General features: G+C 73.2%; 26 protein-coding genes. 16 read left to right on the plus strand and 10 right to left on the minus strand.

What is annotated here, in order from left to right:
* Positions 1-206: 206 nt before the first annotated feature.
* A complete protein-coding gene (locus C8E97_RS05950; protein WP_121002385.1) occupies positions 207-1,052 on the minus strand; it encodes a chromosome partitioning protein ParB in 846 nt (281 codons plus the stop codon).
* Positions 1,042-1,776: a metallophosphoesterase family protein gene (locus C8E97_RS05955; protein ID WP_121002387.1), complete on the minus strand. Its 735-nt coding sequence runs from the start codon at positions 1,774-1,776 to the stop codon at positions 1,042-1,044. The genes C8E97_RS05950 and C8E97_RS05955 overlap by 11 nt, the downstream gene beginning before the upstream one ends.
* 108 nt (positions 1,777-1,884) lie before the next feature.
* On the opposite strand from C8E97_RS05955, the gene C8E97_RS05960 reads away from it, so the two are divergent.
* On the plus strand, positions 1,885-2,973 hold the full coding sequence (locus C8E97_RS05960; protein ID WP_121002389.1) for a DUF2332 domain-containing protein: 1,089 nt from the start codon (positions 1,885-1,887) through the stop codon (positions 2,971-2,973).
* A gap of 192 nt (positions 2,974-3,165) precedes the next feature.
* Here the strand turns inward: C8E97_RS05960 and corA are convergent, their stop codons facing one another.
* Positions 3,166-4,248: a magnesium/cobalt transporter CorA gene (gene corA / locus C8E97_RS05965; RefSeq protein ID WP_121002391.1), complete on the minus strand. Its 1,083-nt coding sequence runs from the start codon at positions 4,246-4,248 to the stop codon at positions 3,166-3,168.
* A gap of 295 nt (positions 4,249-4,543) precedes the next feature.
* On the opposite strand from corA, the gene C8E97_RS05970 reads away from it, so the two are divergent.
* On the plus strand, positions 4,544-5,050 hold the full coding sequence (locus tag C8E97_RS05970) for a MaoC family dehydratase (RefSeq protein ID WP_121002393.1): 507 nt from the start codon (positions 4,544-4,546) through the stop codon (positions 5,048-5,050).
* 117 nt (positions 5,051-5,167) lie between these two features.
* Entirely contained in the window at positions 5,168-6,247 is a 1,080-nt protein-coding gene (locus C8E97_RS05975; RefSeq protein WP_121002394.1) for a DUF2332 domain-containing protein, read from the plus strand.
* Positions 6,248-6,360: 113 nt separating this feature from the next.
* Here the strand turns inward: C8E97_RS05975 and C8E97_RS05980 are convergent, their stop codons facing one another.
* Positions 6,361-6,774, minus strand: coding sequence for an NUDIX hydrolase (locus C8E97_RS05980; protein WP_246018696.1), 414 nt, complete (start codon positions 6,772-6,774; stop codon positions 6,361-6,363).
* Between the two features lie 143 nt (positions 6,775-6,917).
* Here C8E97_RS05980 and C8E97_RS34295 point away from each other — a divergent pair, with 143 nt between their 5' ends.
* The 5 genes from C8E97_RS34295 to C8E97_RS06000 all read left to right on the plus strand — a co-directional run bounded on the left by C8E97_RS34295 (position 6,918) and on the right by C8E97_RS06000 (position 9,773).
* Positions 6,918-7,076, plus strand: a complete 159-nt coding sequence (locus C8E97_RS34295) for a hypothetical protein (protein ID WP_170211632.1) — start codon at positions 6,918-6,920, stop codon at positions 7,074-7,076.
* A 43-nt stretch (positions 7,077-7,119) separates the two neighbouring features.
* Positions 7,120-7,680, plus strand: coding sequence for a PH domain-containing protein (locus C8E97_RS05985; protein WP_121002396.1), 561 nt, complete (start codon positions 7,120-7,122; stop codon positions 7,678-7,680).
* A gap of 14 nt (positions 7,681-7,694) precedes the next feature.
* Positions 7,695-8,552 (plus strand): PHP domain-containing protein, encoded by an 858-nt coding sequence (locus C8E97_RS05990; protein WP_121002398.1) that lies wholly within the window; start codon positions 7,695-7,697, stop codon positions 8,550-8,552.
* 76 nt (positions 8,553-8,628) lie between these two features.
* Positions 8,629-9,468 carry a RecB family exonuclease gene (locus tag C8E97_RS05995; protein ID WP_121002400.1) on the plus strand — a complete coding sequence of 280 codons (840 nt, stop codon included), beginning with the start codon at positions 8,629-8,631 and terminating at the stop codon, positions 9,466-9,468.
* Between the two features lie 8 nt (positions 9,469-9,476).
* Positions 9,477-9,773, plus strand: coding sequence for a hypothetical protein (locus tag C8E97_RS06000; protein ID WP_246018698.1), 297 nt, complete (start codon positions 9,477-9,479; stop codon positions 9,771-9,773).
* A 495-nt stretch (positions 9,774-10,268) separates the two neighbouring features.
* On the opposite strand, the gene C8E97_RS06005 is transcribed toward C8E97_RS06000, so the two are convergent.
* The 3 genes from C8E97_RS06005 to C8E97_RS06015 form a co-directional block, all read right to left on the minus strand.
* Positions 10,269-11,141, minus strand: a complete 873-nt coding sequence (locus tag C8E97_RS06005; RefSeq protein WP_121002404.1) for an alpha/beta fold hydrolase — start codon at positions 11,139-11,141, stop codon at positions 10,269-10,271.
* 43 nt (positions 11,142-11,184) lie between these two features.
* Positions 11,185-12,741 carry an Rv3212 family protein gene (locus C8E97_RS06010; protein ID WP_121002406.1) on the minus strand — a complete coding sequence of 519 codons (1,557 nt, stop codon included), beginning with the start codon at positions 12,739-12,741 and terminating at the stop codon, positions 11,185-11,187.
* Between the two features lie 74 nt (positions 12,742-12,815).
* On the minus strand, positions 12,816-14,924 hold the full coding sequence (locus C8E97_RS06015; protein ID WP_484336684.1) for a DEAD/DEAH box helicase: 2,109 nt from the start codon (positions 14,922-14,924) through the stop codon (positions 12,816-12,818).
* 349 nt (positions 14,925-15,273) lie between these two features.
* On the opposite strand from C8E97_RS06015, the gene C8E97_RS06020 reads away from it, so the two are divergent.
* Positions 15,274-15,951 carry a ferritin-like fold-containing protein gene (locus tag C8E97_RS06020; protein WP_121002408.1) on the plus strand — a complete coding sequence of 226 codons (678 nt, stop codon included), beginning with the start codon at positions 15,274-15,276 and terminating at the stop codon, positions 15,949-15,951.
* Between the two features lie 61 nt (positions 15,952-16,012).
* Positions 16,013-16,243 (plus strand): DUF3107 domain-containing protein, encoded by a 231-nt coding sequence (locus C8E97_RS06025; protein WP_121002410.1) that lies wholly within the window; start codon positions 16,013-16,015, stop codon positions 16,241-16,243.
* 81 nt (positions 16,244-16,324) lie between these two features.
* Here the strand turns inward: C8E97_RS06025 and C8E97_RS06030 are convergent, their stop codons facing one another.
* Positions 16,325-16,696, minus strand: coding sequence for a DUF4873 domain-containing protein (locus C8E97_RS06030; protein WP_121002412.1), 372 nt, complete (start codon positions 16,694-16,696; stop codon positions 16,325-16,327).
* Positions 16,696-17,418, minus strand: a complete 723-nt coding sequence (locus C8E97_RS06035) for a TetR/AcrR family transcriptional regulator (protein WP_121002414.1) — start codon at positions 17,416-17,418, stop codon at positions 16,696-16,698. Before C8E97_RS06035 ends, C8E97_RS06030 begins: the two co-directional genes overlap by 1 nt.
* Before the next feature lie 66 nt (positions 17,419-17,484).
* Here C8E97_RS06035 and C8E97_RS06040 point away from each other — a divergent pair, with 66 nt between their 5' ends.
* The 3 genes from C8E97_RS06040 to C8E97_RS06050 all read left to right on the plus strand — a co-directional run bounded on the left by C8E97_RS06040 (position 17,485) and on the right by C8E97_RS06050 (position 20,195).
* A complete protein-coding gene (locus C8E97_RS06040; protein ID WP_121002417.1) occupies positions 17,485-18,384 on the plus strand; it encodes an AurF N-oxygenase family protein in 900 nt (299 codons plus the stop codon).
* Complete coding sequence (locus tag C8E97_RS06045; RefSeq protein WP_121002419.1) at positions 18,381-19,247, plus strand: alpha/beta fold hydrolase; 867 nt, start codon at positions 18,381-18,383, stop codon at positions 19,245-19,247. Before C8E97_RS06040 ends, C8E97_RS06045 begins: the two co-directional genes overlap by 4 nt.
* A gap of 204 nt (positions 19,248-19,451) precedes the next feature.
* Entirely contained in the window at positions 19,452-20,195 is a 744-nt protein-coding gene (locus tag C8E97_RS06050; protein WP_147455001.1) for a hypothetical protein, read from the plus strand.
* 24 nt (positions 20,196-20,219) lie between these two features.
* Here C8E97_RS06050 and C8E97_RS06055 read toward each other — a convergent pair whose 3' ends face one another.
* Positions 20,220-20,870 carry a TetR/AcrR family transcriptional regulator gene (locus C8E97_RS06055; protein WP_121002423.1) on the minus strand — a complete coding sequence of 217 codons (651 nt, stop codon included), beginning with the start codon at positions 20,868-20,870 and terminating at the stop codon, positions 20,220-20,222.
* Between the two features lie 137 nt (positions 20,871-21,007).
* On the opposite strand from C8E97_RS06055, the gene C8E97_RS06060 reads away from it, so the two are divergent.
* The 3 genes from C8E97_RS06060 (at position 21,008) to moeZ (ending at position 24,398) form a co-directional block, all read left to right on the plus strand.
* On the plus strand, positions 21,008-21,985 hold the full coding sequence (locus tag C8E97_RS06060; RefSeq protein ID WP_121002425.1) for an alpha/beta fold hydrolase: 978 nt from the start codon (positions 21,008-21,010) through the stop codon (positions 21,983-21,985).
* Between the two features lie 74 nt (positions 21,986-22,059).
* Positions 22,060-23,091, plus strand: coding sequence for a DUF3152 domain-containing protein (locus C8E97_RS06065; protein ID WP_121002428.1), 1,032 nt, complete (start codon positions 22,060-22,062; stop codon positions 23,089-23,091).
* A 134-nt stretch (positions 23,092-23,225) separates the two neighbouring features.
* Complete coding sequence (moeZ, locus tag C8E97_RS06070) at positions 23,226-24,398, plus strand: adenylyltransferase/sulfurtransferase MoeZ (protein ID WP_121002430.1); 1,173 nt, start codon at positions 23,226-23,228, stop codon at positions 24,396-24,398.
* The last annotated feature ends 38 nt before the right edge of the window (positions 24,399-24,436 follow it).

Genomic DNA, 24,436 nt, shown 5'->3' on the forward strand with positions numbered 1-24,436 from the left:
GGAAGTGTCGCGGCGGCACTTCCCGGCCGGTGCCGCCGACCGCAGGGGCTGCGGTCGGCGAACCACCCGTGCGGGCGGCGGGTGGCACCCGCGCCCCCGAGGTGTGCGGTCGGCGGGCGCGTCGACGGGGTGTGCGGTCGGGTGAGCGGGCCGCGTCCTGCCCGCTCGTCACACGGACGGGTGAGAGGCGGCGTCCGGCGGGCCGGCTACCCCCGGCGCGCGGTGCGGATCGTGTCGATCACGTCGGGGTCCCAGCGGTGGGTGCGGATGAGCCGGTAGCGCTCCGCCGCCACCCACAGGTACGCCTCGGTCTCGGTGCGGTCGCCGACGAGGCCCGCCTGCCGCAACATGCCGACCACCGGCACGTACTCCTCCCGGTACCAGCGCAGGGCGATCGTCGGGCGGTCCAGGAAGGCGCCCTCGTCCTGCATCAGGCGGAAGCCCCAGGCTTCCACGTGCTCGCCGAGCTCGGCGTAGTCCCACGGGTCCGACAGCAGCACCTCCGCGCGTGCCTCGCCGGGCAGCGGCACGCGTTCGAGGAACAGCCGCCGGTAGTCCTTGACGATCAGGTCGCCCCGGTGGCGGATGCCGTGCGCGTCGATGCGGGTGACGACCGCCGTCACGTACGCGTCGATGACGGTCAGCCCCAGCGCGTGGGCGACGGACACCCGGTGGTGGCCGTCCTGGACGAAGTGCAGGTCGCCGACCTGGTAGACCTCGATCGGCGGCACGGCCTCGCCCCGGCGCGTGGCCAGCGCCAGCCGCTGCCACCGCTCGCGCACCCGCGCGGACGTCGGCCGGAAGCGCCGGTCGAAGTCGCGGGTGCGGTCGACGCTGCCCACGATGGAGTCCAGCCGGATGGTCCGCAGGCCGAGCCGCCGCTCGCCCGCGTACCCCAGCGCCTCCACCACCTCGTGGAACGGCAGCATGATGTTGACGTCGTCCGGTTCCCGGCGCAGCCACGTCGCCAGGCGGGACAGCACCTGCCGCCGGCGGGCCCGCAGGAAGTCGTTCTCCGCGTCGGCGGCGGGGAACCCGGTGTCACGGCGCATCGTCGTCCTCCTCTTCGCGCGGTCGCTGCGGTCCTCGTCCCGCCTCGTGCCCGGCGGAGGGCGTCGCCCGCCCTCCCGGCACCTCCAACACCTTGTACCCGACCACGTTGACCAGACGCGTGCCGCCGAGCACCCGGTCCGGCCGGGGCCTGCCGTGGGGGTGGATGTGCCCGTGCAGCAGCAGCGGCGGGTGCAGGCGGCGCACGGCGTCGTGCAGGCACGCGAACCCCCGGTGCGGCGGGTCCGGCTCGTCGCCGCAGCCCAGCGGTGGCGAGTGGGTCAGCAGGATGTCCACGTCGCGCCGGTCGCGCAGGCGACGCCACGCCGCCCGCCGCACCACCCGCCGCGCCCGCCGCGCCTGCTGGCGCTCGGTCCACTGGTTGGGCCCGTCGTTGTAGCGGATCGAGCCGCCCAGCCCGGCGATCCGCAGTCCCGCCACGTCGACCACCCGCCCGTCGGCGTTGACGCCGCCCGCCGGCCCCGGCCACCGCGCCGGGATGCCCGCCTTCGTCCACAGCCCGCGCACCTTCGCGTACCCCGCCAGGTCGGGGTCGTGGTTGCCGGGCACGAACACGCACGGCCGGTCCAGGGCCGAGGACAGGAACTCCAGGTACTCGAACGGCAGGTCGCCCGCCGCGACCACCAGGTCGACCCCGTGCCGCCGCACCTGGTCGGTCCACAACCGCTCGACCACCTCGTCCGCCACCGCGAGCACCCTCGGCACCCATCGAGCCTAAGGGCATCCGCCGTGCGCGACACGCTGCCAGTGAAAGGGTGAAATGCGCGCGCACCCCGCTGTCGCGGGACCGGAATCCGACTAGCGTTGCGCGGTGTGCTCGCCGAGTTGTTCCTCGACGCGGCCCGCGTCTGCCGGGAACACAGCCCGCTCACCCACGCCCTGCTGGTGTCGGCCGCGGCCGACCTGACGCGCGGCGGCGTGACCGCGCGGGTCATGGCGGGCGCGGTGTGCGACCGGAAGGGCTCGGTGCCGGGCCTGCGGTTCGCGGGCGCGCTGCACCGCCTGGTGCTGGAGGGCCGCGCGCCCGGACTGGCCGCGCACTACCCGACCGCGGGCGGCGAGCCGCGCCTGGCAACCCTGTGGGACGACGCGCTGCCGGTCCTGCACGAGCACACCGACCGCCTGCGGGCGCTGGTGGACGCGACCGCCGTGCAGACCAACGAGCCGGGCCGCAGCGCGCCGCTGTTCGGCGGCCTCCAGACGGCGACCCACCTGGCCGCCGAGGCGGCGGGCAGGCGCACCCCGTTCCCCGTGCGGCTGCTGGAGGTCGGCGCGTCCGGTGGCCTGAACCTGCGCCCGCACCGGGTGGCGTACCGGGTCGGCGACGAGCTGTTCGGCGACGTCGGCAGCCCCTTCGCGCTCGACGTCGGGTGGACCGGCCGGCCGCCCGTCGACCTGTCGCACAACCTGCGCCTGGTGCGGCGGGCCGGCTGCGACCTCGACCCGGTCGACGTGTCGACCGAGGACGGGCGGCTGCACCTGTCGTCGTTCGTGTGGGGCGACCAGCTCCGGCGGTGGGAACGCCTCCGCGACGCCCTGGACCTCGCCCAGCTCGACCCCGTGCCGGTGCGCCGGGCCACCGGGCCGGAGTGGCTGGTCGAGCAGCTCGCCCGGCCGGAGCGGGACGTGCTCACCGTGGTGTGGCACTCCGTGGTGTGGCACTCGGTGTCGCCCGCCGACCGCGCCGCGGGCCGCGCGGTCCTGGCCGACGCGGCGGCCCGCGCCACGCCGATGGCGCCCTTGGCGCTGCTGGTCTTCGAGCCGAGGCGGGGGCTGAGCGGCGCCGGCGCGACCGACTTCCACCTGCTGCTGAAGCTGTGGCCGAGCGGCGTCTCGCTGCGGTTGGGCGCCGGGGCGGGCCACGGCATCCCGTTCACGTGGCAGACCCGGCCCTGGGAGTGACCGCCCCGCCGGCGTCCACCGTGGACGGTCGGCGGTCCCGCCGGCGCGGCGAGGGGCTAGCCGCCCGTGGCGATCAGCACCGTCACCGTGGTGAGCCAGCCCAGGAGGAAGGCCAGGATCCAAAAGCGCAGGTTGGTCAGCATTCTGGTCATGTCGGGGCGTCCCGTCGGGTCGGGGTGGACTGGGAGGGGGCTACAACCAGCGGTTCCGACGGAATATTCGGTACAGCGTCAGGCAGGCGACCAGGATGACCGTGATCACCATCGGGTAGCCGTACTTCCAGTGCGTCTCCGGCATGTAGTCGAAGTTCATGCCGTACACGCCCACCACCATCGTCGGCACCGAGATGATGGCGACCCATGCGGAGATCTTGCGCATGTCCGAGTTCTGCTGGAGCGTGATCTTCGCCAGCGTCGCGTCGACCAGGGTGGTCAGCAGCTCGTCGAAGTTCATCACCCGCTCGGACACCTCGGTGAGGTGGTCGTCGACGTCGCGGAAGTACGAGCGCACCTGCTCCGGGATCAGCGGCGTGTAGCCCTCGGCGAGCCGGCGCAGCGGCACCGCCAGCGGCATCACGGCGCGGCGCAGCTCCAGCACCTCGCGCTTCATCAGGTAGATCTGGTCGGCGCTGACCCGGCTGCGCGGCGCGAACACGAGCGCTTCCATCTGGTCGATGTCGTCCTCGATGTGGTCGGTCACCTCCAGGTAGTTGTCCACCACGTGGTCGGCGATCGAGTACAGCACGGCGGCCGGGCCGACCCGCAGCTTCTCCGGGTCGTCCTCCAGCTCGCGGCGCACGGCGGCGAGGCCGGAGTGGTTGCCGTGCCGGACCGTGACCACGAAGTCCCGGCCCAGGAAGACCATGATCTCGCCGCTCTCCACGATCTCGTTGGCCGTGTCCGGCGACGCGTTCTGCACGTACCGCACGGTCTTGAGCACCATGAACAGCGTGTTGTCGTAACGCTCCAGCTTGGGGCGCTGATGGGCGTGCACGGCGTCCTCCACGGCCAGCTCGTGCAGGCCGAACGTGTCCGCGACGCCCTGGATCTGCTCCTCGTCCGGCTCGTGCAGGCCGATCCAGACGAACCCGTCACCGCGCTTGCGGACCTCGTCCACGGCGTCGGTGTGCGACCAGTGGCCGGTCAGCCGCGTGCCCTCGACGTACACGCCGCAGTCGACGACGTACGCCGACAGCGGCACGGGGATGGGCACCGACGGCCGGCCTCGGTCGGACGAGCGGCCTCTCAGGCCGCCGAGGGAGGGCAAGCTGCGCACGGGTCCTCCAGACAGGGGGCGTCGACTCGCGATCACATGACGACGGCACGTCCCCGACCGGACAGCGCTGGGCCTAGCTGCGTGCTGCGGACCCACCGGGGAGGACGCGCGAGGTACTCGCAGGATGGGGGTCGTTGCTCATCGGTGGTCCTCACCTCCTCGGGTCGGTCGTCCGCGGCGGTGGAGTCGCTCACAGACCAGTTGCCGAGGGTACTCCTCCCGCGTTCAGACTGTCGTCCCGGTCGTGAGGGTGTTCGATCACAGGCCCTCGACCAGTAGCCAACGGAGGCGTGCGGTGCAGTTCGGGCGTTACTACGAGGAGTTCGAGGTCGGCGCGATCTACAAGCACTGGCCCGGCAAGACCGTGACCGAGTACGACGACCACCTGTTCTGCCTGCTGACCATGAACCACCACCCGCTGCACCTGGACGCGCACTACGCGGCGGAGACCACCGACTTCGGCAAGAACGTGGTGGTCGGCAACTACGTCTACTCGCTGCTGCTGGGGATGTCCGTGCCGGACGTGTCGGGCAAGGCCATCGCGAACCTGGAAGTGGAGTCGTTGCGGCACATCAAGCCGACCTTCCACGGCGACACCATCTACGGTGAGACCGAGGTGCTCGACAAGACGCCGTCGAAGTCCAAGGACGACCGCGGCGTCGTGTACGTGGAAACCCGCGGCTACAAGCAGGACGGCACGGTCGTGTGCGTGTTCCGGAGGAAGGTGATGGTGCCCAAGCGCTCGTACGGCGACAGCCGCGGTGGCGAGCAGCCGGGCAGGCCGGAGCCTTCCGCCTGGTGAGCCCCTGGCGCGGTCGGGCCGCCGAGCGGCCGGGTCCCGGTCGGGCTGTCGGGCCGCAGGTCGGAGCGCACGGGTCGGGTGCGGTGCCGCTGGTGCGGATTCGGACGAAGGAGTGACGTGACGTCTCTGGACCTGGTGCGGCGGCGACTGTCCGAGTTCGCGCGCCTGGAAGCGCACGGCGTGTCGCCCCTCTACGAGCACCTGGCCGCGCACGCCGCCGCCGACCCGGAGGTCGCCGCCCTCCTCACCGCCGCGCCCGAGCGGTTCGCGTACCCGACGCTGTTCCTGGCGGCGGCGCACCGGCTGCTCCAGGCCGAGCCGTTCCACGAGCTGTCGAACTACTACCCGTCGCTGGGCGGCACGTACGGGGCGGACGAGCGCACCTGGCCGCTGTTCCGGTCGTTCGTGCTGGACCGGGCGGAGCGGATGCGGGAACTGGTCTCGACCCGGTCCACGCAGACCAACGAGGTGCGCCGGGCCGCGCTGCTGTACCCGGCGGTCGCGATGGTGAAGGGGCCGGTCGGCCTGCTGGAGGTGGGCTGCGCGGCCGGCCTGCTGCTGGGGCTGGACCGGTACGGCTACCGGTTCCAGACCCAGCAGGCCGGGCAGCTCGTCGCCGGTCCGGCCAAGGCCGCGCTGGGGCTGCACTGCGCGCTGGAACTGGCTCCCGGCGCGGACCTGCCCAGGATCCCCAAGGCGGTGAAGGTGGCGGCCAGGGTGGGGCTGGACCGCGCGCCCGTCGACCTCGGCGACGAGGACGCCTACGCGTGGCTGGAGGCGTGCGTCTGGGCCGACCAGCCGGAGCGGCTGCGGTTGTTCGGCGTGGCCGCGGCGGTGCAGCGCAAGGCGCCGCCGGAGTTCGTGGTCGGTGACGCCGTGGCCGACCTCGCCGCGGCCGCCGCGCGCGTGCCCGCCGAGCTGCCGCTGGTGGTGCTGACCAGCAGCACCCTGGCCTACCTGCCGGGCGGCGAGTTCGTCCGCGCCCTGCGGGAACTGGACCGGCCGGTGTGGTGGGTCAGCCACGAGGCGTACGCGGAGGGCCTGGCGCACGTGCTGCCCGGCCGGGACGACCTGGCGGCGGACGGCGAGACGTTCGGGGTGCTCGGGCTGGTCCGGTTCGAGGGCGGCGAGGTCCGCTCGGCGAAGGCGCTCGCGAAGACCGCCCTGCACGGGCAGCGCCTGGTCTGGTTGCCCTGAGGTCCGGTCGGAGTGCCCCGCCGCCCGTCGCCGCCGCGCCGCAACGCGGGTTGAACGGCCTGTGAACAGGGCTTGAACACCCGGCGCGCCGTCGCCCGAACGGGCGAAGTCGATCAGGCCCAGGGGAGCTGCCCCCACCCCCGGAGCGCCTCCAGGAGGCCCTCCGACAGCGGAAGTGTGGCCAAGATCGCAGTCGTCACCCATCGTGCGTCCGTAGCGTCGTCCCCCGCTCGGAGCACGCCGGATCGCACCTGGCAGGCGTAGTCGTGGATGTCGTAGAGACTGTGTGCGGCCGGTCGGGTGACGCTGCCGACGAACCGGCCCACTGTCACGGAGAGTCCGGTCTCCTCCAGGACTTCGCGGGTCAGCGCGGTCCGGTCGTCCTCGCCCGGCTCCACTCGTCCACCCGGTATCGACCACCGTCCCTCACCTGGCGGATTCGCCCTCCGCACGAGTAGTAGTCGCCCGTTGGAGTCATGGATGATGCCTCCGACACAGCGGATCAGGAAGGCGCGATCGGCGGTCACGGTGACTCAGCGTAGTCACACCGGAACGGCGGTGCAGCCGGCTACCCCAGGTGCGGTACAAAACTCCCAAGGTGCCGCGCGGTGCGGTACAACGGTTTTCACTGGCGCCAAACGGGTGCGGGTAGCGAACGGGGTTGATCACCGTGAATCTGAAAAAGATTCTCACTTTCGCCGGGGTCGGCTTGCTCCTGTTCTTCCTCATCGCGGAGCCGCAGCAGGCGGCTCAGCTGGTGCAGAACATCCTGGGCACGCTGCGGGAAGCTGCTGAGGCGCTCATCACCTTCGTGAAACAATTGTTCTGAGTCGCCCCCGGCTCCTCCCTCCCTACGGCGAGAGGTCGAAGGCATGTTCGCACCACGCGACCCCGACGAGTACCTGCTCCCCACGGAGCGTCGGGTCATCCGGGTCCGCAGGCACTGGACCAGCCTGCTCTGGGATCTCCTGGAGGCGGCGGCGCTGCTCGCCGGCGCCATGATGATCTCGTACCTGCTGCCCGACAACCTGGGCGTGGTGCAGAACATCCTCTGGTACGCGGCGCTGTTCGTGCTGCTCAGGCTGGCCTACTTCGTCATGGAGTGGTGGGTGGAGCGGATCGTGGTCACCGACAAGAGGTTCATGATCTCCTCGGGGGTCTTCGAGACCAAGGTCGCCATGATGCCGATCAGCAAGGTCACCGACCTGACCTACGAGCGCTCGGTGCTCGGGCGCATGTTCGGGTTCGGCACCCTGGTCGTGGAGTCGGCGGGTCAGATCCAGGCGCTCAACCGGATCGAGTACCTGCCCAACCCCGAGGAGGTCTACGACGCGATCTCGGAGTTGACCTTCGGCGACAAGAAGGCGCAGGCGGAGCGCTTCTCGATGATCAAGGCGCAGCGGGCGGCGCGCGGGAAGAAGATGGTGCCGTAGGTCAGACTGGGCGGGTGCGAATCGACCTGCACACCCACTCGACCGAGTCCGACGGCACCGACACGCCCGCGGAACTGGTGGCCGCCGCGGCGGCCACCGGCCTGTCCGCGGTCGCGCTGACCGACCACGACACCGCCGCAGGCTGGGCGGAGGCGGCCGACGCGCTGCCCGCCGGCCTGCGGCTGGTGCGCGGCGCGGAACTGTCGTGCGCGTCCGACGACGGCCGGGGCAGGGTCATCACCGTCCACCTGCTGGCCTACCTCTACGACCCGACCTCGCCCGCCCTGGTCGAGGAGCAGCTGCGGCTGCGCTCCGACCGGCGGCAGCGGCTGCGCAAGATGGCGCTGCGCATGGTCGAGGACGGGTTCCCCATCGACCCCGACGAGCTGATGGCGGCCATGCCCGCCGACGCGCCGGCGGGGCGTCCCCACCTCGCGATGGCCCTGATCCGGGCCGGCGTGGTCGCCACCGTGGACGAGGCGTTCGCCCGCTACCTGACCGGCGGGCGGTACTACGTGCCGCGCACCGACACGCCGGTGGCCCGCGCCATCGAGATGATCTCCGAGGCGGGCGGGGTGACGGTGCTCGCGCACCCGTTCGCCGCCTCGCGCGGCCCGATCGTGTCGGACGGGGTGCTGGCGGACCTGGCGGAGCTGGGGCTGGCCGGTGTCGAGGTGGACCACCCCGACCACGACGCGGGCACCCGCGCCCGGCTGCGCGGGCTGGCCGGTGACCTGGGGCTGCTGGTGACGGGCTCGTCGGACTACCACGGCACCAACAAAACCGTGCGACTCGGCGCGGAGTCCACATCACCTGATGTGTTGGACGCGATCGCCGACCGGGCGACCGGGTGCAAGGTGCTGGTCGGTTAGGCCGCCCGCGTGAACCGACGTCGGCCGGTCGCGGGCAGTGCGTGGGCCGTCGGTGCCGCTCGGTAGCGTTGGCGCCGTGCAGGAGCAGTTGGGGTTCGACTTCGGCGCGATGCCGAAGAAGCTGGTGCGGGTGACGCCGGCCAAGCTCGCCACGTGGGCGGACTGCCCGCGTCGGTTCCGCATGGCCTACCTCGACCGGCCCGCGCCGCCGCGCGGCGGCGCCTGGGCGCACAACACGCTGGGCGCGGTGGTGCACAACGCGCTGAAGGCGCTGTTCGACCTGCCCGCCGCCAAGCGGACGCCGGAGCAGGCCGTCGCGCTGCTGCACCGGCACTGGAAGAACGACGGCTTCCGCGACGAGGAGCAGGCCGCCGTCTACCGGGGCCGGGCCGAGGGCTGGGTGCGCGGCTACGTGGACGAGCTGGACACGTCCATCGAGCCGGTGGGCATCGAGCGCTGGGTGTCCACGCCCACGTCGAAGATCGTCGCCGAGGGCCGGGTCGACCGCATCGACCTGAGGGACGGCGAGCTGGTCATCGTCGACTACAAGACCGGGCGGCACGCGCTGACCGTGGACGACGCCCGCGGCTCGCAGGCCCTGGCCTTGTACGCGCTGGCGGCGCGGCGTACCTTGCGCAAGCCGTGCCACCGGGTGGAGCTGCACCACCTGCCCACCGGCACGGTGTCGGTGTGGGAGCACACCGAGGAGAGCCTGGCCCGGCACGTGTCGCGGGCGGAGGAGGCGGCGGACGAGCTGGGTCTGGCCGGCGACACCCTCGCGGCGGGTGGCGACCCGGAGGTCCTGTTCCCGCCCCGCACCGGCAACCAGTGCACGTGGTGCGACTTCCGCCGCAGCTGCCCGGAGGGCCGGCAGGCGGCGCCGACACTCGATCCGTGGGCTCTGCTCGCGCCGTAGGGAGATCCGTGACGAACGTGGAGACCGAGCCCAGGGCGCTGCGGGTCTGGCGCGGCGCGAGCGGCGCCGTGGCCGTGGGCCTCGTGCTGCTGGCCCTGGCGCTCATCGGCGTGCAGGTCTACGCGGGGTCGCACGACCTGCCGGGGCCAGGCGTCGACGTGGTCGTGGGCCACGCCGTGGCGGCCGTGGTGGCGGTGGTGGCACAGATCTTCGCCGACCGCCGCACCGGCTGGGCGGCCACCACGTGCGGCCTGGTAGTCCTGGCAGCCGGCGCAACCGCCCTGTGGTCCTTCTGGTGGGCCTGAGGAGCCGCCCAGCTAGCCAGGCCCACCCCCAGCCCGCACCCGCACCCCTGTCGCCCACTCGCCCGTCGCTCCTGCTCGCGCTCGCGAGGCCGCGTCGGTGGTTCGTGGCGCGGGTTTCGCCGATCACGCTCTTCGATCGGCGCAACCCGCCCCGCGAGCCGCCGACTAACAGGCGGCCGAGCCGCCCGACGGAGTCGGGCCATCCAACACAGCGAGGCCGCGTCGGTGGTTCGTGGCGCGGGTTTCGCCGATCACGCTCTTCGATCGGCGCAACCCGCCCCGCGAGCCGCCGACTAACAGGCGGCCGAGCCGCCCGACGGAGTCGGGCCATCCAACACAGCGAGGCCGCGTCGGTGGTTCGTGGCGCGGGTTTGGCCGATCACGCTCTTCGATCGGCGTAACCCGCCCCGCGAGCCGCCGACTTCCAGGCGGCCGAGCCGCCCGACGGAGTCGGGCCAATCCAACACAGAGTCGGGCCAATCCAACACAACCCGCTCAACACAGCCACGCCCGCCACGTCGGCAGCAGCGTCGCCAGGAGGGCGTCCGGGGCCTCGGTGTTCGGCGAGTGCATGACGCCCTTGAGCACGGCGAAGTCGGCGTCGAGGCGTTCGGCCATGTCGCGCTGCCCGGCGGCCGACCACGCGTCGTCCAGCTCGCCGCACATGACCAGGCACGGCACGCCCGACGTGCGCAGCACCCTCGCCAGCTTGGCGACCAGGTCCGGTTCGGTGCGCAGCGCGTCGCCCATGCCGAGCAGGCCGGCTGCGGTCGAGCGCAGGAAGCGCTCCTTGTAGAAGTCCTTCAGCTCCTGCGGGAGCAGCGACCAGCGCGGGTGCAGGGCCGCGCGTGCCTCGGTGAGCCGCTGCGACGCCTCGATACCCTGCTCGCGCAGGACGACCTCGCCGTAGTCGAGGGCGGTGCGGCGCTCGCCGGGCGGCAGCTCGGCCGGGCCGGACGACAGCAGCGTCAGGCCGGACACCGGCGCGCCCGCGAGCACCGCGCCGCGCGCCACCAGACCGCCGTAGGAGTGGCCGAGCAGCAGCACGCGCCGCCCGTCCGCCGCGAGCTTCTCCACCAGCTCGGCCAGCGCCGCGCCCAGGGACGCCGGGCGGTAGTCGGCCTCGGCGAGCGGGCCGGCGGACTCGTACTGGCCGGGCAGGTCGATCGCCACGACCTCCAGGCCCGCCTCGGAGATCGGGTCGAGCAGCGGGGCGAAGTCCTCCTTGGACCCGGTGTACCCCGGTGTCAGCAGCGCCGTCGCGCCCAGGTCCGCGCCGGTGGCCGGCGCGCGCAGGGCGGCCACGGGGCCGAACCGACCGGGCAGGTCCACGCGCTCCGCGCGGTGCGGACTGAGCTGCGAGTACACGCTTCGCAGTGTGCCGCACCGAGCGCGGGTGCGCGTGCCCGGATCAGCGGAGCGCGACCAGGGTGTCGCCGCGCTGCTCCAGCACCACGGGGCCCTCGGTGGCCAGCTGCACGGGACCGTCGTAACCGCCCCGGTCCACCGGTATCCGGCCGACCTCGGCGCCGGTGACCTGGTCGACGACCCTCAGGCCCTCCGGGACCGGGATCAGCACCCGGCCCGCGAGGGTCGTGCCGGGGCCCCGCGACGGGGTCGACCACACGGGGCTCAGGTCGACCAGCGACAGCGCGACGGTGCGCGACCCGGTGAACCAGTAGACGTTCGCCGTGCTGGTCAGCGTCGGCACCACCCGGCCGGGCGGGTCGCCGCGCAGCTCGTCGGCGGTCACGTCGACCGGGTGCTCCTGGACCAGGCCGCCGGTCTCCGCGTCGAACACGATCAGCTTGCCCGGCGCGGCCACCGCGACCCGGTTGCCGGTCACCGCGACGACCCGCGCGTCCTTCTCGCCGATGATCACGCTGCTGAGCACGTGCGGCTCGTCGGACTTCTCGGGGTTGGGCTTGAGGACGGTGATCCGGTCCGACGGGTCCTGGTGGTGGCAGCGCTCGACCACCGCGACCTTGCCGCTGCTCACCGCGAACGAGCCGTACCGGCAGCCCGGCCGGGGCTGCTTGTTGGCGTTGACGATGGCGCGCAGCGTGCCGTACTCCAGCGACCGCACCAGGTCGTCCCGCCGGTACACCTCGAAGTACGTCTCACCCGTGGTCACCACGTGCGAGCCCTCGTCGAGCAGGCGGGTGTCGAGGGCGGCGTCGCCGTTGCGCTGCGGGCCGCGCTTGCCGGAGGCCATGTCCAGCGTGGTCAGCTCGGAGCAGTTGGTGTCCTTGCGGTACAGCGCGAACGCCTTGCCCCAGGCGGTGCTCACCGTGCACAGGGGCCAGTTGCGGCTGTACCGCCAGCGGACGTCGCCGGTCAGCGCGTCGCGGCCGACGACCTCGCCGTCGTGGCCCGTCACGACCACCGAGTCCAGGGCGACCGGTGCCGGCGTGGCGCCGCTCGGCGCACGCCACACCTCGGCCAGGGTCGGCGGCAGCACGGTCGCCGGCGGCAGCGGCGTGACCTGGCTGGGGCCGGTCTGCGACACCGTGTGCCGGGCGTCGCTGAAGGCCCACACCAGCGTGCTCGCCACCAGCACGCCGACCACCAGCAGCGCGAGGGCGAGGTAGTCGCCCCGCGTCCGCCACGTGCGGACGGGCCCGACGGGCTCGTCGGTCGTCCCCGTGCCGTCCGGTGCCGTGCCGGTCGTCCCCGATCCGGTCGTCCCTGATCCGGTCGTCGTCGTGCCGTCCGGTGCCGAACCGGACGGCCCCGATCCGGCCGGCTCCCGGTCGGTCGGTGCCGGGTCGGTCGGTGCCGTGCCATCCGGTGCCGTGCCATCCGGTGCCGGGTCGGTCGGTCGGGTGCCGGCCGGGTCCGGGGAGACCGGTTCCGCGAGGACGTCTTCGGTGTCGACGGCGGCCTGGTGGTCGGGTCCGGGGGCCGGCTGCCCCTCGGCGCCCAGCACGACCCGACCGTTCGACTCCGCCTGTTCCGGCTGGCCCACTGCCCGGCTCCCGATGGTTCGGTGATCTGTCCGGCCACATGCTGCCGCACGTGGCCGGTGATCCGTGTAAGGAGTCAGTCTGCCGACGGGAGGGCGTCCGCGGAACCTTCGGCCTCCGCACCCGTGCGGCGACGCCGCCGGCGGCGGGGCCGCTCGTCGGAGTCCTCCGCGTCGGAGGCGTCGGCCTTGCGGCTGGGCGGGCGCTCCGTGCCCGCTTCCGGCGCGGCCTGCTCCGCCGCCTTGCGCCGGCGGGGGCGTTCGGCGGCCTCGACGCCGTCGGCCGCGCCCTCGGCGGGCTTGCGGCGGCGGGTCCGCTTGGGCGCGGCCTCGGCCGGCGCGTCCGCCGCGCCTTCCGCCGGTGCGTCGGCGACCGGGGCGGCCTCGGTGACCGGGGTGGCCTCGGTGACCGGAGTGGCCTCGGCGGCGGCCGGCTCGGTGGTGCCCTCGGCGGCGGCCGGCTCGGCGGGCTTGCGCCGACGGGTGCGGGTGCGCTTCGGGGCAGGCGCCTCGGTCACCGCGTCGGCGGACGCCTCGCTGTCTGCCTCGGCGGTCGTCACCGCGGTCGCCTCGGCGACGGCTTCGGCGGGCTTGCGGCGGCGGGTGCGCTTGGCGGCGCCGGTGGCCTCCGCGGGTGCCTCCGCCGGGGTCTCGACCGCCTTCGGAGGCTCATCGGCCGACGGGGTCCCGGCGGCGGCCTCGGCCGCGCCCTCGCCCGCCGCCACGACACCGCCGCGACTGCGCCGACGCCGGCGCGTGCGGGTGCCGCCCTCCCCGGTCGCCGGGGTCGTGCCCCGCTCGGCGGGCGCCTCGTCGTCCGCGCCCGAGCCGCGCTTGCGCTTGCGCCCGCGCGCCTTGCGGTCGCCCTTGAGGTTCTCCTCCGGCTCCGCGCCCAGGCCGGCGCGGGTGCGCAGGCCCAGCGGCAGCCGACCGGTGGAGCCCGCCGGGATGTCCAGGTCGGCGAACAGGTGGTCCGAGGTCGAGTACGTCTCCACCGGCTCGGGTTTGCCCAGGTCGAGCGTGTCGCTGATCATCTTCCAGCGGGGCGTCTCGTCCCAGTCCACCAGCGTGACGGCGACGCCCGTGCGGCCCGCGCGACCGGTGCGGCCGATGCGGTGCACGTAGGTCTTCTCGTCCTCCGGGCACTGGTAGTTGATGACGTGCGTGACGCCCTCGACGTCGATGCCGCGCGCGGCCACGTCGGTCGCCACCAGCACGTCGATCTTGCCGCTGCGGAACGCGCGCAGCGCCTGCTCGCGCGCGCCCTGCCCCAGGTCGCCGTGCACCGCCGCGGCGGCGAAACCGCGTTCGACCAGCTCGTCCGCGACCTTCTGGGCCGTGCGCTTGGTGCGGGTGAAGATCATGGACAGGCCGCGCTCACGCGCCTGGAGGGCCCGCGCCAGCAGCTCCGTCTTGTCCAGCGCGTGCGCGCGGTAGACGAACTGCTCGGTGCGCTCGTGGACCGCGCCGGCGTCGTTCTCCTCGGCCCGCACGTGCGTGGGCTGGTTGAGGAACGTCCGGGCCAGCGTGATGATCGGGCCCGGCATGGTCGCCGAGAACAGCATCGTCTGCCGCTCGTCGGGGACCATGCGCAGGATGCGCTCGATGTCGGGCAGGAAGCCCAGGTCGAGCATCTCGTCGGCCTCGTCCAGCACCAGGCCGCGCACCTTGCCCAGCACCAGGTGGCGCTGCTCGGCGAGGTCCAGCAGCCGGCCGGGCGTGCCGACGACCACGTCCACGCCCTTGCGCAGGGCCGCGATCTGCGGCTCGTACGGCCGGCCGCCGTAGATGGCCAGCACCCGGACACCCAGGTGCTTGGCCGCGTCGGTCAGGTCGTGCGTGACCTGGAGGCACAGCTCGCGGGTCGGGACGACCACCAGCGCCTGCGGCGTGCCGTCGCCCGGCACCGTGATCCGCTGGAGCAGCGGGATGCCGAAGCCCAGCGTCTTGCCGGTGCCGGTGCGGGCCTGCCCGATCACGTCGTCACCCGCGAGCGCCAGCGGGAGCGTCAGCTCCTGGATGGCGAACGTGCGCTCGATGCCGGCCTCGGCCAGCGCGCGGACGATCTCGGCGCGCACGCCCAGCTCGGCGAACGTCGGCGCGTCGGACTGGACGGGGGCGTCGGCGGCCAGCGGGTGGGAGGTGTCGTCGCCGGGGACGCCCGCCTCGCTGTGCTCCAACGTCACCGGGTCCAGGTGGGTCTTCTCGTTTGTCGCGGTCAGGGTGATCGCCTCTCTCGTACCAGCGCGCACGGCCTGTACGGGCCGCTCGACCGCGCCGGACGCCTCTCGGCCGAGGGGGCGGCCGGGCGTGGCGCGGGAGGGCCTGCGAGGTATGCGCGCACCCTCTCCTGGCGGCACGGTGCCGCCGTAGTCAGCCGTCGGCGCCGCTGCGAGCCCCTGCTGGGCCGCGCCGCACCGGGCGTCAAAACGCCACTCTACCTTCCGACTAGGCCGTTCGGGGTGGAAGCGGCACGCGCGGTGCGGACTCGCGTGCCTGCGGTGTTGCCAAGGACACCCGACTAGGCTCCCGGGCATGGGTGAGGCGCAGGCGGGTCAGTCGGTGGTGTCCGGCCAGGTGGCGGAGGGCGTGGTGGACCTGCTCGGCGCGCTGGCCTACGGCGAGCTGTCGGCGTTCGACCGGTTGGCGGAGGACGCGCGCACCGCGCCCACGCTCGCCGGGCGCGCCGACCTCTCCGCGATGGCGGCGGCCGAGATCGGTCACTACGCGTTGATCGAGCGCTACCTGGACGAGCGCGGTCACTCGCTGGAAGAGGCGATGCACCCGTTCGTGGCGGGTTTCGACGCGTTCCACGCCTCCACCGCGCCCAAGTCGTGGCTGGAGTCCCTGGTCAAGGCGTACGTGGGCGACGGCCTGGCGGCCGACTTCTACCGCGAGGTCGCGGAGTGGCTGGACGAGCCGACCAAGGAGCTGGTGCTCGCCGTGCTGGCCGACACGGGCCACTCGGCGTTCGCCGAGCGCGAAGTCCGCGCCGGCTGCGAGGCGGACCCGAAGCTCAAGGACCGGCTCACGCTGTGGGGCCGCCGGCTGCTCGGGGAAGCGTTGACGCAGGCCCAGTACGTGGTGGCGGAGCGCGACGGGCTCGCGGAGCTGATCGTGCGCGGCTCGGGGGACCTGGCGGGCATCGCGGCGCTGTTCCGGCGGCTCCAGCAGAGCCACACGCGGCGCATGGCGGCGCTCGGCCTCGGCTAGGGTTGATCCGACAGTTGTCTGACCGCCGCCGCCGGCGGTCAACGCGTGTACGGAGGTCAGCGTGGAGGTCAGGGTCGGCGTCGCGGACAGCCCGCGTGAGCTCGTGGTGTCGAGTTCGCTCTCGCCCGACGAGGTGGAGGCGCAGGTCGCGGACGCCCTCAAGGCGGGCAGCGGGCACCTCACGCTGGTCGACCAGAAGGGCGCGCGTTACGTGGTGCCCTCGGCGCGCATCGCCTACGTGGAAATCGGTCCCAGCGACTCCCGCCGAGTCGGCTTCGTGACTGGAGACTGAGCACGGCACGAAGAAGAGGGGTGCTCCTCGGAGCACCCCTCTTCTTCTTCCGCACGCCGTCCTGCCCGGCATCCCTCGCGCTCAGCCCAGGTCAGCGACCTCGGCCTCGCCCGCCGTCTGCGAAGCAGCGGCAATTCCATACGGCGGTGTGCTCACCCCCGCTACCCGGTACCGCCGCCACGGGTCCGGGTCGGTCAGCGTCCCCGTCGCGGACCCGCCCGGCGTGCGCAGCTCGGCGGTGCGCGCGCCCGCCTCGACCAGCTCGCTGACCTGGTCGTTCGCCGCGATCCGGCCGTACCAGTGGTACCGCCCGTCGATCGGCTGGAAGTGCCCGCGCAACCGCACCTCGACGGGCACCTCGCGCCGGCCGAAGACGAGCACCGCCGCGCCGGTGTAGCCGTCCTCGTCGTGCTCGTGGTCGTCGTGCTCGTGGTCGCCGTGCTCTCCGGGCATCACGCCTCCTCGCCGTTGACGAGCCGCAGTCGCGCGGCCCCTTCGGGGAAACCGGTGGTCAGCGGCGCGTCCGGGTCGAGTTCGACGCCCGCGGAGCGGAGCAGGCCGTCGACGGCGTGCCAGATGAGCGTGGTGAGGTAGTCGCTGAGGCTCGACCTCGACATGGACTGGCGGTCGAGCCACCAGTCGCCCGCGTTCTGGACCATGCCGACGAGGGCGTGCGCCCACGGCTCGGCCCCGCCGGAGTCCATGCCGAACGCCCGCAGGTAGTCGCCGAGCAGCCGGGCCAGGGCGGCGGCGATCAGCTCCTTGTCCTCGGTCACGACGTCCTGCTCGACGGGCCGGTCGGCGAAGGACTTGCGGACGACGAACCGGTACAGGTTCGGGTTCTCCTCGATCACCGACAGGTAGGCGTCGACGATGCCGCGGATGCGCGCGCGCACGGGCCCGTCGTGGCCGATGGCGGGGACCATCCGGGCCATCAACAGCTCGGTGCCCCTCGTGCCGACCGCCAGGTACAGGTCGGACTTGTCGGTGAAGTGCCGGTACAGCACCGGTTTGCTGACGCCGGCCTCGGCGGCGATCTCGTCCATGCCGACCTCGGGGCCGTGCTTGGCGACCGCGCGGATCGTCGCCTCGACGAACTCCGCCCGGCGGGCCTCCCGATGGCCCTTCCAGCGCTCCCGGCGTGCGTCCGTCCCGCCCTTGACAGTTCGAGCCATGTGACGCACGCTACCAGAAGTAACTGTTACCTCAAGTCGCAGATACCCGAACAAGCGGAGGGGCCGATGACGAGGACCTCGAAGGTCGCCGATCGAGAGAAGACCGCCGAGCGGCTGCTCAACTCCTCGGCCGACAAGTTCTACGACCCCGAGGTGGACATCGACTGGTCCGCGCCGCTGGTCGACGGCCTCCGCTACACGCCCGAGCACCGCTGCTCGCTCTACGGCACCGGGCTGTGGGAGCGGATGTCCGAGCAGCAGCGGATCGACCTCTCGCGGCACGAGGTGGCCAGCATCGCCAGCGTCGGCCTCTGGTTCGAGATCCTGCTGATGCGGATGCTGCTCAAGGAGGTCTACCGCTCCGACCCGACGACCAAGCACGCGCAGTACGCGCTGACCGAGGTCGCCGACGAGTGCCGGCACTCCACCATGTTCGCCCGCATGGTCGAGCGCATCGGGTGCCCGCCCTACGGCCCGCGCCGGTACACGTACCAGCTGGGCAAGCTGCTCCCGGTGATCGGCTACGGACCCGCCCTGTACGGCTCGATCCTGGTCGCCGAGGAGGTGCTGGACCGCTTGCAGCGCGAGACGATGGCGGACGAGTCCGTGCAGCCGCTGGTGCGCATGGTCAACCGCATCCACGTGTTGGAGGAGGCGCGGCACGTGCGGTTCGCGCGCGAGGAGGTGGTGCGCGGCATGGCGGCGCTGACCAGGAAGGAACTGCCCTACCAGCGGTGGCTGATCGCGACGACGTCCATGTTCATCACCCGGTCGCTCGTCAACCCGGAGGTGTACGCGGCCGTCGGCCTGGACCGGGACGAGGCGCACCGGGCGGCGCTGGGCAACCCGCACTGGCAGGGGACGATCCGCTGGTCCGGTGAGCGGATCATGAAGTTCCTGGACGAGAACGGCCTGGTCGGCAAGCCGGGGATGCGGGCGTGGCGCCGCTCGTTCCTGCTCGGATGAGCGCGCTCCCGGAGACCGACCACCGGTTCCGCACGTCCGACGGGACGGCGCTGCACGTCCTCGACACCGGGCCGCGCGACGCGCCGGTGACGACGGTGCTGGTCCACGGCTGGACGCTGGACCACACGTCGTGGGACGCCGTGGCCGCGGCGCTGCCGGGCCGGGTGCTGCGCCACGACCACCGCGGGCACGGCTGCTCCGCGGCGTCGACGGCGGTGACCTCGTCGATCGGGCAGTGCGCGGACGACCTCGCCGAACTGCTCGCGGCACGGGTGCCCACCGGGCGCATCGTGCTCGCCGGGCACTCGATGGGCGGCATGACGCTCATGGCGCTCGCGGAGCAGCACCCGGCGCTGCTCGACCGGGTCGCCGGGGTCGCGCTCGTCGCCACCTCGGCGGGCGGCCTCGCCGGGTCGACGCTGGGGCTGCCGGGCGTGCTGGGACGGGTGTTCGCGGCCGGGGAGGCGGCCTCGAACCGGCGGCTCGCGCAGCTCCGGCGGGAGCGGTTGCTGACGCGGACCGAGGTGCTGCGGCCACCGCTGCGGTGGTTGCTGTTCGGCAAGCGGCCCTCGTGGCGCGACGTGGCCGCCACCGCGGTCATGGTCGGCCGGTGCAACCCGGTGGCGATGGTGGCGTTCCGGGCGTCCATCGACGAGCACGACCGGGTGCGCGCGCTGAAGCGGTTCGCGGGCATCCCGACGGTGGTCCTCGCCGGCGGGGAGGACAAGCTGACGCCCCTGCGGCACGCGCGGACCATCGCCGACGAGGTCGCGGCGGAGCTGGTCGTGTACCCCGGCGCGGGCCACATGCTGCCGCTGGAGAGGTCGGCGGAGGTCGCGGCGCACATCGCCGCGCTGGGGTGAGCCGCTCGGCGGGACCGCGCCGCGGGCGGTCCCGCCGAGCGCGCCCCGGTCGGCCGCCCCGGTGCTCCGGTCGGCCGCCCGGCCGGCCGCCGGTGCGATGCCTCCGGGTGATGCCTCCGTGCGCCAACGAGCAACTGTCACGGGGAATCGCCGCGCAACGCCCGCGGGCACTCCTTCCGTCACCTCGGCGGAAGGGAGATCACCATGCTGTTACCCCTGGTCGCAGTCGTGTTGTTGACCGCGTGCACCGCGTCGTCGCCGATGCCCGACGACCCCGACCAGCTCGTGCTCCGCGTCCGGTCGGTCGTCGGCGCGCCGACTCCCAGCCCGGCGGAGGTGCCCGAGTTCAGCCTGTACGGCGACGGCCGCGTGATCCGCCCCGGACCACGGCAGGGCGCGCTCCGGACGGCCGAGGTGGTGCGGGTCGACCGGGGTTGGGCCGAGGAGGTCCGCCGGGCGGCCCACCGGGTGGGGCTGGCGCGGAACCGGGTCCTCGACAACCCGGCGGTGGTCGACGGCGCACAGGTGGTGTTCGTCCTTCGATCGGGTGGTCAGCGGTTCGTGACCAGGGTGCACGGCCTGACCGACGACTCCTCGGACGACCTGGCGGAGTTGGCGCGGTTCCGGCGCGCGCTGGCGGAGTACGCCGAGGGCCCGGCCGAGCCGCACCGGCCCACCAGGTTCGCCGCGGTCGCCCACGCGCCGAGCGCGGTGCCCGCCGGCGGGGCGCAACTCGGCAGGCCGTGGCCGTTCACGCCGTTCCGGGACGGGCGGCGCGTCGCCGAGGGGCAGTGCGTCGTGCTGTCCGGCGCGGACGTGCGAGCCGCCCAGGACCTGGCGCGCGAGGGCGTCCCGGACACCCGGTGGAGCGAGGGCACGACCACGTACCACGTCGTGTTCCGCCCGCTGCTGCCCGACGAGACGGGGTGCGCGGACCTCGACCGGTGACACGCGCCGCGGCGCGGTCCCGGATCAGTCGTGGTGCTGTAGCGGGAAGCCGCCGCCGATGCCGCGCCAGGCGAGGGTGGAGATCAGCGCGACCGCGTCCTCCTTGCTCACCTTGCGGTCGTCGGCCAGCCACGCGCGGGCGGTGACCTGGCTCAGGCCGACCAGCCCGACCGCCAGCAGCCGGGCCCGGTGCTCGTCCAGGCCCGTGTCGGCGGTGATGGTCTCGGTGATCGCGTCCACGCTGTCGGTCGTCGCGCGCTCGACGGCCTGCGCCACGGCCGGCTCGCTCCGCAGGTCGGACTCGAAGACCATGCGGAACGCCTGGCCCTCGCCGTCCACGAAGTCGTAGAACGCGCCGACCGTCGCCTTGACCCGCTGCTTGTTGTCCGTGGTCGAGGCCAGCGCGTCGCGCACGCGGTCGACCAGCTCGTCCACGTGGGACTCCAGCAGCGCCATGTACAGCTCCAGCTTGCCGGGGAAGTGCTGGTACAACACCGGCTTGCTGACGCCCGCGCGCTCGGCGATCTCGTCCATCGCGGCGGCGTGGTAGCCGTTGGTCACGAACACGTCCTGCGCCGCGGCCAGCAACTGGGCACGCCGGGCGGTGCGTGGGAGTCGGACCCCGCGTCCCGCGCCGCCGTGGTGCCCGACCGTGGTCTGGGCCGTCTCCGTCATGGTGCCTCCAGCCAACCTGAACATCGCGGAACCGGCCGGGGTTCGCCCCGCCGGTTCGTCGGCAACCTTACTCGCTGGTAGCAGCGTTGCGGAAAGCTTCCCGTTTCGGGGGACCCCCGCGCAGGCATCCTGGAGTCGTGACCGAGACCCTGGAGGCGAGCAGAACCGCCATCACCCACGTGCCCCTGTCCGTCGCGCCGCTACCGCCGTTGGACACAACGATCGAGCCGTGGCCCGGTGACTACGTCGAGGTGGCCGGTCACACCGTGCACGTCCGGCGCACCGCCGGGCCGGCCGGGGCCACCGCGGTGTACGTGCACGGGCTCGGCGGGTCGGCGACGAACTGGACGGACCTGGCGGCGCAGCTGTCCGGGCACGTCGACGGGCACGCGCTGGACCTGCCGGGGTTCGGCCGGTCAGAGCCGATCCCCGGCTACACGTTCAGCATGACCACGCACGCCGAGGTGGTCGTCGGGTACATCGAGTCGCTCGGGGTCGGTCCCGTGCACCTGTTCGGCAACTCGATGGGCGGCGCGATCGCCCTGATCGTGGCCTCCTCCCGCCCGGACCTGGTGCGGACCCTGACGCTGGTGTCGCCCGCGATGCCGGACCTGCGGCCGAGCCTGAGCCGCGTGTCCGACCCCCGGCTGCCGCTGGCCTTCCTGCCCGTCGTGGGCGACCGGGTGCGGCGGCGGCTGGCGCTGGTCACGCCGCGCGAACGCGCCCAGCAGATGCTGCGGCTGTGCTTCGCCGACCCGTCGCTGGTGCCGGACTGCCGCATCGACCAGTCGGTGGAGGAGTACACCGAGCGTTCCGCGCAGCCGTGGGCGGGCCTGGCGCTGGGCCGCAGCACGGTCGAGCTGATCCGGACGTGGCTGGTGCCGCGCTCCCGGTCGATGTGGCTGCTGCCGCCGAAGGTGACCGCGCCGACGCTGGTCGTGTGGGGCACCCAGGACCGGCTGGTCAGCGTGCGCAAGGCGCCCCGCGTGGCGCGGCTGCTGCCCCGCGGCCGGCTGCTGGTGCTGCCCCGGACGGGGCACGTGGCGCAGATGGAGCGGCCGGTGTCGGTGGCGCGGGCCGTCCTCGGCATGTGGGAGACCGGCGACGCGTGGTAGATCGGTTCAGCGCATCCGCCTCGGGCGGGGCACCGGACTCCGCCGGCGCGTGCCGTTGTGGCACCCTGGTCGCCGTGAACCGGACATCACAGGACGGGCGCGAGGCGGCGCCTTCCTCGGGTGCCCGGCCGGCCGCCCCGCCCGACGACGACCGCTACCGCCGGGGCGCCCGCCGGACCGGCGCCGAGCCGCTGGCGGCGTCGTGGGAGCCGGTCGGCCGACCCCGGCGCAAGCGCGGCCGGGGCGTGCGCGGCCTGGTCAGCGACTACGGGTGGCGGATCTACGCCGTGCCCGTGCTGCTGGTGCTGACCGCGCTGGTGGCGCTGGACACCGCGACGCCCGCGCGGCGCGACCCGGAGAGCGGCGGCGTGGCCGCCCAGTCCCCGGCGCCGGTGCCCTCCGGTCCGCCCGTCGCCAGCGAGACGCCGCCGGCGAAGGCGAACCTGGTCGACATCCCCACCGCCGTGCTGCCCGACGGGCCCAAGTACACCGAGCACGGCCTGGGCATGTGGGAGGTCGTACCCGGCACCACGGCCCAGGTCGGCCAGGGCAGGGTGTTCAAGTACGCGATCGCGATCGAGGGCGGGATCGACCCCGCGGAGTTCGGCGGCGACCGGGACTCGTTCGCGCGGACCGTCGACGGCTTCCTGGCCGACCCGCGGAGCTGGATCGGCACCGGCCAGGTGGCGATGCAGCGGGTGGACGGCACCACGCCGGTGGACTTCACGGTCAGCCTGACGTCCACGGAGACCACGCACAAGCTGTGCGGGTTCCAGATCCAGTACGAGAGCTCGTGCTGGCACCAGGCCACCAAGCGGGTGATCATCAACGTGGCGCGGTGGGTGCGCGGCGCCAAGGCGTTCAGCAACGACCTGTCGAGCTACCGGGCCTACGCGATCAACCACGAGGTCGGGCACGCGCTGGACAACCGGCACGAGGGCTGCGCGGAGAGCGGCCGGCCGGCGCCGGTGATGATGCAGCAGACGTTCGGCGTGTCCAACGACTACGTGGCGCAGCTGAACGAGGTGGACGCCTCCAACCGCGGTGTCGTGCCGGCCGACGGCAAGGTCTGCACGGCCAACGCGTTCCCCGTCGCGCCCCGGTAGCGCGCCCGTGCCGCCGCGTGCGGCATCCTGGGACGCACGCGTCCACGCTCTGGGACGGCTTCCCATCGCGGAAGACGGTGGAGCAGGCTGGTGTTGTCCGTCGGTAGGGGACATGTCTCGTCGAGGAGGATCAGATGGCGCTTCCGCCGCTCGTGGAGCCCGCAGCGGAGCTGACCAAGGAAGAAGTCGCGCGGTACAGCCGGCACCTGATCATCCCGGATGTCGGGGTTGACGGGCAGAAGCGGTTGAAGAACGCGAAGGTCCTGGTGGTCGGCGCGGGTGGCCTCGGCTCGCCGGCGCTGCTCTACCTGGCGGCGGCCGGGGTGGGCACGCTCGGGATCGTCGACTTCGACGTGGTCGACGAGTCGAACCTCCAGCGGCAGGTCATCCACGGGCAGTCCGACGTGGGCAAGCCGAAGGCGGAGTCGGCCCGCGACTCGGTGGCCGAGATCAACCCGTTCGTGAAGGTCGTGCTGCACCAGGTGCACCTGACCTCGGAGAACGTGCTCGACGTCTTCCGCGACTACGACCTGATCCTGGACGGCACGGACAACTTCGCCACCCGCTACCTCGTCAACGACGCGGCGGTGCTGCTGGGCAAGCCGTACGTGTGGGGTTCGATCTTCCGGTTCGAGGGCCAGGTCAGCGTGTTCTGGGAGGACGCGCCGAACGGGCAGGGCCTGAACTACCGCGACCTCTACCCGGAGCCGCCGCCGCCCGGCATGGTGCCGTCGTGCGCCGAGGGCGGCGTCCTGGGCGTGCTGTGCGCGTCGATCGGGTCGATCATGGTCACCGAGGCGATCAAGCTGCTCACCGGCATCGGCGACCCGCTGCTCGGTCGCCTCATGGTGTACGACGCCCTGGAGATGAGCTACCGGACCATCAAGATCCGCAAGGACCCGGCGAGCGTCAAGATCACCGAGCTGATCGACTACGAGGCGTTCTGCGGCGTGGTGTCCGACGACGCGCAGCAGGCGGCGGCGGGCAACACCATCACGCCGCTGGAGCTGAAGCAGAAGCAGGACGCCGGCGAGGACTTCCTGCTGGTGGACGTCCGCGAGCCGCACGAGTTCGAGATCGTGCGGATCCCTGGCTCGGTGCTGATCCCGAAGGACCGCATCCTGTCCGGCGAGGCGTTCGCCGACCTGCCGCAGGACAAGCAGGTGGTGCTGCACTGCAAGTCGGGCGCGCGCTCGGCGGAGGCCCTGGCCGCACTGCACCGGGCAGGCTTCAAGGACGCGGTCCACGTGGGCGGCGGCGTACTGGCCTGGGCCCGAGAAGTAGACCCGAGCCTCCCCACCTACTAGCCCCCACCAGCCAAGCCGCCACGTCCGTCAAGGCCACG

The organism is Saccharothrix australiensis, assembly GCF_003634935.1.
Taxonomy (GTDB): domain Bacteria; phylum Actinomycetota; class Actinomycetes; order Mycobacteriales; family Pseudonocardiaceae; genus Actinosynnema; species Actinosynnema australiense.